Source organism: Duganella fentianensis (genome assembly GCF_964031615.1).
In the GTDB taxonomy this organism is placed as follows: domain Bacteria; phylum Pseudomonadota; class Gammaproteobacteria; order Burkholderiales; family Burkholderiaceae_D; genus Rugamonas; species Rugamonas fentianensis_A.
The window spans coordinates 728,880-738,661 of record NZ_CAXIQN010000022.1; the positions used below are offsets into that span (position 1 = coordinate 728,880).

A 9,782-nucleotide genomic window follows, 5' to 3' on the forward strand; every position below is an offset into this window, starting at 1 on the left:
GCTTGAGCTTATGCCGCCACGGATTTAATGCGTATCAGTTTGCCGTCGACCATGTGCAGGCCGCACTCTTTCGAGTCGGGGTTCTCCCACCACCAGCGGCCGGCGCGCACATCTTCGCCCGGCTGGACAGCGCGGGTGCAAGGTTCGCAGCCGATCGACGGATAGCCCTGATCGTGCAGTGCGTTATATGGTACGCCATGGTTGCGCAGGTAGTCCCAAACGTCCTGTTCCGACCAGTCGGCCAGCGGATTGAACTTGGTCATGCCGTGTGCCGGATCGTCTTCCTGCACATGCAGTTCGGCGCGGGTAGTGGACTGGGCGCGGCGCTGACCCGTGACCCATGCCTTGTTACCAGCCAGCGCACGACCGAGCGGCTCGACCTTGCGGATGCGGCAGCATTCGCGGCGCATTTCCACGCTGTCGTAGAAAGCGTTCAGGCCATGCTGGGCCACGTAGCCTTCAACGGCTTCTGCCTGCGGACGGTACAGGGCGATTTCGTAGCCGTCGTAGTGCTGCTTGACGCGCTCGAGCATGTCCAGCGTTTCCTTGTGCAGACGGCCCGTTTCGAGCGAGAAGACACCGATGTTCAGCTTGGCCTTCAGGATCAGGTCCGTCAGCACCATGTCTTCGGCGGCCAGACTGGAGGCGAAAACAGCGGGGCTGAAATCGGCTGCAATGCGGGCCAGCGTAGCGCTGGTGTCGGCGATTTTCTGGTTTAGGTCAGTCATGGCGCATCCTTAGATACCGAAGCCGGCGTCGCCCGTATTGACACCCACGTTGCGGGTGTGGCGGCGGAACAGCGGTACTTTCTGGTCGACCGAAGCCTGATAGGTTTCCGAGAAATCGGACAGGCCTTTCAGTGCATCGTGGATGTCGCGGTCGGCGCGTACGGCATAGGCGTCGAAGCCCACGCGCTGCATCGAGAACAGCTGGTCGCGCAGCACATCGCCGATGGCGCGCAGTTCGCCGGTCCAGCCCAGACGGGTGCGCAGGTTGTAGGCGATCGAATAGCCACGGCCATCGGTGAATTTCGGGAAGTCCACTGCCACCACGGCGAACTTGGTCAGATCGTCCTTGAGTGCTTCCGGACGCTCGTCGCTGGCGAACCACACACCGATTTCGCCATTTGCAGCGCGTGCCAGCAGCGCCTCGCGCTGGGCGTTCCATACCGCCACCGGCACGATGACTTTACCGGCAGGGACGGGCAGGGCAGCGATGTCTTCCGCTTCGGCCTTCACGCCTTCCGGCAGTTCCGGGCCGCGCAGTACCAGCCACGAGTCTTCGACAACGCTGCGGCCTTTGATGATCTGGCCGGCAGCATTAGCGTTATGGGTGCTTACATCATGCATATTCATCCTCTCCTACCAGACGACCGGGTTCGACGATCGGCGTGGCGTACACAAATTCCTTGAACGGGGCGATGCCCAGACGCTGGGCGCATTCGGCAAACGGTTCGCCTTCGGCACGCTCGCGTACATACACTTGCAGCAGGCGGCCGATTACTTCCGGCATCTGCAGGGCCGAGAACGATGGGCCGATGATTTTGCCGATGGCGGCGTTGTTGCCTTGCGCGCCGCCGATCGACACCTGATACCACTCGCTGCCGTCTTTATCCACACCGAGTACGCCGATGCCGCCCACGTGGTGGTGGCCGCAGGCGTTGATGCAGCCCGAAATATTCAGTTCGATCTCGCCGATGTCGTGCTGGAAATCGATGCTGTCGAAGCGCTCGGCAATGGCCGCAGCAATCGGGATCGACTTGGCATTGGCCAGCGAGCAGAAGTCGCCGCCCGGGCAGCAGATCATGTCGGTCAGCAGGCCGATATTCGGCGTCGCCAGACCTTTGGCTTTCACCTGTTCCCACAGCGTGTACAGTTGCGACTGTTCGACGTCCGCCAGTACGATGTTCTGTTCGTGCGTCACGCGCAGTTCGCCGAAGCTGTATTTGTCGGCCAGATCGGCCATGAAGTCCATCTGTTCGGCGGTCGCATCGCCCGGCGGCACGCCGGTCTTCTTCAGCGACAGCACCACGGCGGCATAGCCAGCCTGCTTGTGTGCCTTGACGTTGCGCTTGACCCAGTTGGCAAATGCCTTGTTGTCGGCGTGCTGCGCCAGATAGTCGATATTCTCCAGCGCTTTGTAGGCGTGCGGCTGGAAGTAATCGATCACGCGCTGCATTTCTTCCTGCGTCAGGGTTTCCGGACCATCTTTCAGGTCGGCCCACTCGGCTTCCACCTGACGGGTAAATTCTTCCACGCCGATGGCTTTCAGCAGAATCTTGATACGGGCTTTGTACTTGTTGTCGCGGCGGCCGTACTGGTTATACACGCGCATCACGGCTTCCGTGTAGGTCAGCAGATGCTGCCATGGCAGGAATTCGCGGATGACGCTGCCCAGAATCGGGGTACGGCCCATGCCGCCACCGGCCATGAACTTGAAGCCGATTTCGCCTGCTTCGTTGCGTACCACGGTCAGACCGATGTCGTGCACGGCAATCGCGGCGCGGTCTTCTTCAGCGCCATTGATGGCAACCTTGAATTTACGCGGCAGCGCGATGAATTCAGGGTGGAAGGTGGACCACTGGCGCAGCACTTCCGCATACGGACGGGGATCGATGATCTCGTCGGCGGCCACACCAGCGTACGGGTCAGAGGTGGTGTTACGGATGCAGTTGCCCGAAGTCTGGATCGCGTGCATCTCTACCGAAGCCAGTTCGGTCAGGATGTCCGGCGTCTGCTCCAGTTCTACCCAGTTGAACTGGATGTTCTGGCGGGTGGTAAAGTGGCCATAACCGCGGTCATACTTGCGGGCAATATGGGCGAACATGCGCATCTGTTTCGATGCCAGCAGGCCGTAAGGCACGGCGATACGCAGCATGTAGGCGTGCCGCTGCATGTACAGGCCGTTTTGCAGGCGCAGCGGCAGGAATTCGGCTTCGGTCAGCTCATCGGCGAGACGGCGGCGTACCTGATCGCGGTACTGGGCAATGCGTTCACGGACGATGAGATGGTCATATTGGTCGTATTGATACATATTCTTCCTAGATAGTCGCTGGCTAGAATCCCCAAACTAGCGGCAATAGTAATAAACTTCGTCTTTATTCCATACGACTTAGTCTTTATTTGCTTATATACGTATTGGGTATAAGCTAGGACACTTAATAATTAAGCTGGGCCAGAACCTGCAATGAACCTACATCAACTGCGCTTCGTGCGCGAAGCCGTACGCCAGAATTACAACCTGACCGACGCTGCCAAGGCACTATTTACCTCGCAGCCGGGGGTATCCAAGGCCATTATCGAACTCGAAGAAGAGCTGGGCGTGGATATTTTTACCCGTCACGGCAAGCGGATTCGCGGCCTGACCGAGCCGGGACGGCTGGTGCTGGAGTCGGTGGAACTGATTATGCAGGAAATCGACAGCCTGAAACGCATCGGCAAGGAATACGCGGCGCAGGATAGTGGTAGTTTCACCATCGCCACCACCCACACGCAGGCGCGCTATACCTTGCCGAAAGTGGTGCAGGCCTTTATGGTGAAATTCCCCAAGGTGCGCTTGTCTTTATTGCAAGGTAACCCCCAGCAGATTGCCGAGATGGTGCAACGCGATCAGGCCGATCTGGCCATTGCCACCGAATCGATCGCGGAAATTAATGGTTTGATCACATTGCCATGTTATCAATGGGAACACGTGGTGGTGGTGCCGCACGACCATCCTTTGTTGAAATCCAAGCAAGTAACGCTGGAAGAAATTGCTGCTTTCCCCATCATCACGTACGATAGCGCCTTCGCCGGCCGCAGCAAGATTGACCATGCGTTTTCCCTGCGTGGTCTGAAGCTGGACGTGTTGCTGGAAGCCATAGACGCCGATGTCATCAAAACCTATGTGGAACTGGGTATGGGCATCGGTATTATTGCCGGTATGGCGTTTGACCCGGAACGGGACAAGAATCTGCGCGCCATCCCTGTAGGCCATCTGTTCGGCATGAATGTGTCGCGGGTAGCGGTCAAGCAGGGCGCGTATCTGCGCAGCTATATATATACCTTCATCGAACTGCTGGCGCCTACGCTCAACCGTAAGCTGATCGAGCAGGCTATGAACGGTGAAAAAGAGCACTACGAACTATAAAGAGAAAGCATCCCATGATTACCAATCAGTTGGCACAATTCTATGCCGTCAACGCCGACAACTACGATCAGGTCTATGCGCAGGAAGCGCGCTTCGATGATCTGGACGACCTGCAGGAAATGGTCGCCGAACTGTTCCAGGGCCACAAAGTGCTGGAACTGGCTTGCGGCACCGCATACTGGACCGATCTGATCGCCGAAGTGGCGGAATCCGTGCATGCCACCGACCTGTTGCCGGAAATGATAGAACTGGCCGAAACCCGTGGTCTGGACGAAGATGTGGTCACTTTCGGGGTGATGGATGCCTTTAACTTGCCGGATGGGCTGGAAGGTCAATATACCGCCGTGTTCGCGGCCGGTCTGTGGGCCCACGTCAAACGCGAAGATCAGGAGAAATACCTGAAGACCCTGCGCGCCAAACTGGGCAAGGATGTGCTGCTGGTGCTGCTGGACGAATCTTATGTGGATGGCAATTCCATGGTGTTCGCCCGCACGGATGCGGAAGGAAATACCTTCCAGATTCTGACGGCCGACGATGGACAGCGTTACGAAATCATGAAAAATTACCTGACTGATAGTACGCTGCGTAAGCGTTTTGCCACGGCTGCACGCCAGATCCGGGTGGAGCGGCTGGAATATTACTACCTGCTCAGCTGCCGTCTGAAGTAGTAGAAGCAGGGATTTCCTTGAGAATTATCGAAAAAAGCCGCTTTTAGCGGCTTTTTCTTTTATGACGTTGATTTGCAACAAAATCAGTCATGTCACATTCCTGAAGCAATTGGTAGGCATGATTCGCCCCGTAGATGCAAACCTTGCTTTACCTTCTATCAACTCATCAAAGAGATTTTCAAGTGAAAAAACTGACTCTGGCAGCAATGATCATCGGCGGCTTCGCCGCCCAAGCCCAAGCTCAATCGAACGTGACCATCTACGGTCTGGTCGATGCAGGTCTGGTGAGCGAGCGCGGTGGCGCCGCCGGCAGTGTGACCAAATTGACCAGCGGTATCGGCGGTCAGTCCCGTCTGGGCTTCCGCGGTACGGAAGACCTGGGCGGCGGTCTGTCGGCCATCTTCCAACTGGAAACCGGTCTGAAAGTGGACGACGGTGCACTGGATAACACCAATAGCGCACTGTTCAACCGTCAAGCTTTCGTCGGTCTGAAAAGCAAAGAAGCGGGTACCCTGACCATCGGTCGTCAGTACACCATGCTGTACAACGCCATGAGCCAAGTTGCTGACCCATTCGGCGCTGGCTACGCGGGCAGCATCAAAAACCTGTTCCCAACCTCGGGCGCGAACACCCGTGTCAGCAATGCACTGGTGTATGCAACCCCAGTGATGGAAGGCTTCAGCGCAGAAGCGCTGTACGCTCTGGGCGAACAAGCTGGTAGCGCGACGGCTGGCCGTCAATTCGGTCTGGGTCTGAACTACGCCCAAGGCCCGCTGAATGCACGTCTGGTGTACAACAACCGCAACAACGACACCGCTGCTGTGGGCACCACCCCAGCCAAACTGCAAGATACCGGCCGCAACACTCTGTTTGCGATTAACTACGATTTCCAGGTTGCTAAAGCTTACTTCGCTTACGGCAATGACAAAGGTGTCAACAGCGCTGCTCTGCCAGTTGCCAATGCTTACGGCTATGCCGTTGCACCAAAAGCCAGCCTGGACAGCAACGACATGCTGATCGGTGTACAAGTTCCAGTGGCGCCAGCTGGCACCATCCTGGCTTCCTACACCCGTAAGAACGACAAGACCAGCTTCAATCAGGATGCTGATCAGTGGGCTGTGGGTTACCTGTACGCGCTGTCGAAACGTACCAGTACCTACGTCGCTTACGCCAAGCTGAAAAACAAAAACGGCGCTGGCTACACCGTTGGTAACAACAACGAAGCTGGTACTGGTAACAAAGCCTTCAACGTCGGCGTACGTCACTCGTTCTAATCGGACGGGGCGGGAGCCTGAAGCGGCAGCGGCAGACGGATAGAAATCTGTGTGCCGCCATCGCTGAGGACGGTGATCTCGCCATGTAGGGCACGTACACGCTCGCGCATCCCGAGCAGACCGAAAGTCATGGCCTTGTCCATGTCCTGCTCGGCGATGCCGCGACCATCATCCTGAATTTCAATCTGCAGAGTGTGTTGCTGGCGCTGTAGTGATAACAGTACCTTGCTGGCTTCGGCGTGGCGTGAGATATTCGTCAGCGCTTCCTGCGCAATGCGGAAGATCGCCGTACTGTAGGCATCATCGAGTATCAATTCTTCTTCGTTCGCTTGCAGATGGCAGGGAATGCCGTAGCGGTTGACGAAATCCTGACACAGACTCTCCAGCGCGTAGTACAGCCCCCCTTCATCGAGCGCACGGGGACGTAGATTGCTGGCGATCCGGCGTAGCGACGTAATGGCAGACAGCAGCAAAGTATCCATGCCAGTCAGCAGCTTGCGCGCGGCCGGTCCGTATTGCTGGGCGCGCTTTAGCAACGCTAGATCGCCGCGCAGCGTGGCCAGCAACTGACCCAGATCGTCATGCAGTTCGCGTGCGATATGCTTGCGTTCTTCTTCCCGGATAGTCTGTAGCGTAGCGGACAGTTCGCGCAATTGTGCGTAGGACTGTTCTAACTGTTCCTGTACCTGCTTGCGCTCGGTAATGTCGCGCAAAATGATGGTGTAAATATTGTGCTGGCCTTCATTTAACGTCGAGATCGAGCCTTCCAGCGGAAATAACTGACCATGGGTGCGCTGGCCCGTCACCAGATAGTCGCCGGCACGGCGCCCCTTCATGCGCAGGCGTATGCCGGTCTGGCCAAAATAGCGTGCATTGGCGTTATCGCCATGCTGGCGCTGGTCACGTGGCAAGTAGTGCTGCAGTAATGTGCCCTCCATGGCTTGCACGGTGGTGTCGAACATGGCGGCGGCGGCCGGATTGGCGTGCAGTATGCGCTGCTGCTCGTCGGTGGAAATGATGGCGTCGCTGGCATGCTGGATGATGCTGCGGCTGCGCCGGAAGGCGGGACTGGCGCTGGCAGGTGCTTGCAGCATGCGTCTGAACCAGTACGCGGCCAGTGTTATGCCGGCGGTCAGCCACAACAGGGGGCGGGTGCGAGCCATGGGAATCTCCCTCGCGGCGTACGCCGCATGGCTCTACACTAGAACAGGCGAGGCGCGGCAGCTTGCGCTGCCGCAGGTGTCGCTAGCGGGATTACATCTGTTTAAATAAGTGAAGGAAACTGCGGCTTACTTCGAGGCGCTCGCTGCGCCCTTTGATCATTACCAGATGGCGGCCACGGATATCGCGCGTCACGCCTTCGATGGCATTGACGTTGACGAGTGTGGCGCGGTGGATCTGCCAGAACAGGGCAGGGTCCAGTTCTTCGGCCAGATCGCGTACGGGTTTGCGGATCAGCGCTTCGTAGCGCTCGGTCTGGACGCAAGTGTATTTTTCGTCCGAGCGGAAGAACAGGATCTCTTCCACGGGGATCATGCGCAGATCCTGCCCGATGCTGGCCTGTATCCATTGCAGATGGGCGGGCTTAGGCGCGGCAATTTTCTCTGCCAGTTGCGACAGCATGGCTGTTACGCTGGCATTCACATCGGCGGCGGGTTTGGACAGACGGGTTTTCAGGCGATCCACAGTGATCTGCAGGCGCTCTGGCTCAGGCGGTTTCAGCACGTAGTCGACTGCGCCCCGCTCGAACGCTTCTACCGCGTAAGCATCATAAGCAGTGACAAATACGATATGGCTCTTGGTGCCGATCACCGTGGCAGCTTCCATGCCGGTCTTGCCCGGCATGCGGATATCGAGGAAAGTGAAGTCGGGCTTGAGCTGATCGACCAGTTCGATGGCTTCGTCGCCATTTTTGGCTTCGCCGATAATGTCCAGTTCCGGCCACACTTGTTCCAGCCGCATACGCAGCTGGTCGCGCATCAATCTCTCGTCGTCGGCAATAATTGCAGTAGGCATGTGCTCGTGCTCTTTGATGTTTTTTAGTTAAGCGATTATTCAACGAATCGGCGTAATAATCAATTGGGTTTTTTATCGGACGATTGAGCGAGTTGATACGGTACTTCGATGGTGGCGATGACACCGCTAGGGCTGTTGGCCGCGATCAGTAACTGGCCCTGATCGCCATGCAGCAGTTTCAGACGTTCACGAATGGTCATCAGGCCCAGACCCGTGCCATCGCTGGGCACGGCGCCGAAGCCGAGGCCATCATCGGTGACGATGACCCGCAGCTTGTTATGGGCTACGTCGGCGCGGACTTTCAGCGTGCCGCCTTCCGGCTTGGCTTCGAGGCCGTGCTTGATGGCGTTTTCCACCATGGATTGCAGCATCATGGGCGGGAAGGCGGCTGTGCGCAGGCCATCGGGGATATCGAAATCTACCGTCAGGCGTTCTTCCATACGCATCTTCAGCAGGTTCAGATAGGCCAGTACCATATCGGCTTCACGCCCCAGATTGGTAATCAGGGTGTTATCGCGCATTTGCGGCAGCACGGCACGCAGATATTTAATCAGGCTGCGCTGCATGGCTGAGGCGCGTGGCGGGTCGGTTTGTATCAGGTGCTCGACCGATGCCAGCGTATTGAACAGGAAGTGCGGCTCAACCTGCGCTTGCATCATCTGCATCTTGGCTTCGCTCAGCTGGCGCTGCATGGATTCCCGTTCGGCCGCAGCATTGGCGTTCTGGGTTTCCGCCTCAGCGCGTTTTTTGCCGCCCATCAAGGCTTTGGTGCCGAACAGGGCCAGAACCAGCAGGGTCACGAAGCTCTTGAACCAGGTAGAAGCCTGACGGTGGTAGCGGGTAACTTTCTGCTCGGCCGCATCATCAACTGCCTCTTCGATCGCGTTCGAGAGTTCTTCGCCGATTTGCGGTGGTAGATCGATATGCACTTCCTCGCCCGGCAGGGTGGGCAGTGCAGGTACCGAGGCTGATTTGCCGGATTTACTTGCATGTTCAGTGCCGGAAGGGTCTGCTGGTTCGGCTGGCGCAGCAGCAGGTGCTGGCTCGGCTGGTTCAGCTGGAGGTGCTGGCGGAACGGTATTCTCGCCATCTTTATTACGGATTTTTCCACGCGGATTGAAATGGATGCCGCTGTCATCAATCAGAATATTGGTATCGCCGTTCTTCCGTTTTGGCCGCTTTTCATTATGAACCACCACTTCTTCATCGGGACCCGAGGAGAACAATTCATCCTGCAGGATGGAGCCGGCGATCAGCATCAGAATGGCGAATACGAGGAACTTCCACCAAGACAGCTGGGTAACCCAGGTTGCGACCGAATCAAAGAAGCGGTGCAGCCAGATGGCGGCGGCTTTTAGAGTTTCCTGGGTTTTAGGGGTAGGCAACATATCAGCGAAACACTCCTGAGTTCAGTCTTTGTGGCAATTGGTCAGATGTTACAACTGTAACGATGCGCGCCCATAGTTGCCAAGTGAATGCGACAGTCTGCATAAAAACGGGAGTGGACGGTGAAAAGCTGGATAAAAGCCATCCCTTGCGGAAACCCGTAAATCTTTGCTATAGTTCGGTCCCTCGCAAAACAAGGCGTCGCTCAAAACAGCGCCAAGTTAAACGAGATGAAAAGTAGGGGTTGACGAAACGATTTAAATTCTTCATACTCTCGCTTCTCTGCTGCTGACAAACACAACGATTTGTC

The 9,782-nt window shown here is 57.0% G+C and carries 9 protein-coding genes; 3 read left to right on the forward strand and 6 right to left on the reverse strand.

Annotation, left to right across the window (positions count from 1 at the left end):
- Positions 1-8: 8 nt before the first annotated feature.
- Genes ABNT42_RS20425 through ABNT42_RS20435 form a run of 3 tightly spaced genes read right to left on the reverse strand, consistent with a single transcriptional unit; the run spans position 9 to position 3,033 of the window.
- On the reverse strand, positions 9-728 hold the full coding sequence (locus ABNT42_RS20425; protein WP_348700092.1) for a phosphoadenylyl-sulfate reductase: 720 nt from the start codon (positions 726-728) through the stop codon (positions 9-11).
- A 9-nt stretch (positions 729-737) separates the two neighbouring features.
- Positions 738-1,349, reverse strand: coding sequence for a DUF934 domain-containing protein (locus ABNT42_RS20430; RefSeq protein WP_348700094.1), 612 nt, complete (start codon positions 1,347-1,349; stop codon positions 738-740).
- Positions 1,342-3,033 carry a nitrite/sulfite reductase gene (locus ABNT42_RS20435; protein ID WP_348700096.1) on the reverse strand — a complete coding sequence of 564 codons (1,692 nt, stop codon included), beginning with the start codon at positions 3,031-3,033 and terminating at the stop codon, positions 1,342-1,344. The genes ABNT42_RS20430 and ABNT42_RS20435 overlap by 8 nt, the downstream gene beginning before the upstream one ends.
- Positions 3,034-3,186: 153 nt before the next feature.
- On the opposite strand from ABNT42_RS20435, the gene ABNT42_RS20440 reads away from it, so the two are divergent.
- The 3 genes from ABNT42_RS20440 to ABNT42_RS20450 all read left to right on the forward strand — a co-directional run bounded on the left by ABNT42_RS20440 (position 3,187) and on the right by ABNT42_RS20450 (position 6,070).
- Positions 3,187-4,128, forward strand: a complete 942-nt coding sequence (locus ABNT42_RS20440; RefSeq protein WP_348700099.1) for a CysB family HTH-type transcriptional regulator — start codon at positions 3,187-3,189, stop codon at positions 4,126-4,128.
- A gap of 14 nt (positions 4,129-4,142) precedes the next feature.
- On the forward strand, positions 4,143-4,796 hold the full coding sequence (locus tag ABNT42_RS20445; protein WP_348700100.1) for a class I SAM-dependent methyltransferase: 654 nt from the start codon (positions 4,143-4,145) through the stop codon (positions 4,794-4,796).
- Between the two features lie 206 nt (positions 4,797-5,002).
- A complete protein-coding gene (locus ABNT42_RS20450) occupies positions 5,003-6,070 on the forward strand; it encodes a porin (protein ID WP_348700140.1) in 1,068 nt (355 codons plus the stop codon).
- On the opposite strand, the gene ABNT42_RS20455 is transcribed toward ABNT42_RS20450, so the two are convergent.
- The 3 genes from ABNT42_RS20455 to ABNT42_RS20465 all read right to left on the reverse strand — a co-directional run bounded on the left by ABNT42_RS20455 (position 6,067) and on the right by ABNT42_RS20465 (position 9,474).
- Positions 6,067-7,233 (reverse strand): PAS domain-containing sensor histidine kinase, encoded by a 1,167-nt coding sequence (locus tag ABNT42_RS20455; protein ID WP_348700102.1) that lies wholly within the window; start codon positions 7,231-7,233, stop codon positions 6,067-6,069. The two genes, ABNT42_RS20450 and ABNT42_RS20455, sit on opposite strands and share 4 nt — an antisense overlap.
- 91 nt (positions 7,234-7,324) lie before the next feature.
- On the reverse strand, positions 7,325-8,086 hold the full coding sequence (locus ABNT42_RS20460) for a LytTR family DNA-binding domain-containing protein (RefSeq protein WP_348700104.1): 762 nt from the start codon (positions 8,084-8,086) through the stop codon (positions 7,325-7,327).
- Between the two features lie 59 nt (positions 8,087-8,145).
- The gene (locus ABNT42_RS20465; RefSeq protein ID WP_348700106.1) at positions 8,146-9,474 is read right to left on the reverse strand and encodes a histidine kinase; all 1,329 of its coding nucleotides are present in this window, start codon (positions 9,472-9,474) and stop codon (positions 8,146-8,148) included.
- Positions 9,475-9,782 lie beyond the last annotated feature (308 nt).

Excerpts from the sequence above, each read along its gene's own strand:
- ABNT42_RS20460 (WP_348700104.1), bottom strand. The coding sequence starts at position 8,086 with ATGCCTACTGCAATTATTGCCGACGACGAGAGATTGATGCGCGACCAG.
- ABNT42_RS20435 (WP_348700096.1), bottom strand. The coding sequence starts at position 3,033 with ATGTATCAATACGACCAATATGACCATCTCATCGTCCGTGAACGCATT.
- ABNT42_RS20455 (WP_348700102.1), bottom strand. The coding sequence starts at position 7,233 with ATGGCTCGCACCCGCCCCCTGTTGTGGCTGACCGCCGGCATAACACTG.
- ABNT42_RS20440 (WP_348700099.1), top strand. The coding sequence starts at position 3,187 with ATGAACCTACATCAACTGCGCTTCGTGCGCGAAGCCGTACGCCAGAAT.
- ABNT42_RS20465 (WP_348700106.1), bottom strand. The coding sequence starts at position 9,474 with ATGTTGCCTACCCCTAAAACCCAGGAAACTCTAAAAGCCGCCGCCATC.
- ABNT42_RS20430 (WP_348700094.1), bottom strand. The coding sequence starts at position 1,349 with ATGCATGATGTAAGCACCCATAACGCTAATGCTGCCGGCCAGATCATC.
- ABNT42_RS20425 (WP_348700092.1), bottom strand. The coding sequence starts at position 728 with ATGACTGACCTAAACCAGAAAATCGCCGACACCAGCGCTACGCTGGCC.
- ABNT42_RS20445 (WP_348700100.1), top strand. The coding sequence starts at position 4,143 with ATGATTACCAATCAGTTGGCACAATTCTATGCCGTCAACGCCGACAAC.
- ABNT42_RS20450 (WP_348700140.1), top strand. The coding sequence starts at position 5,003 with ATGATCATCGGCGGCTTCGCCGCCCAAGCCCAAGCTCAATCGAACGTG.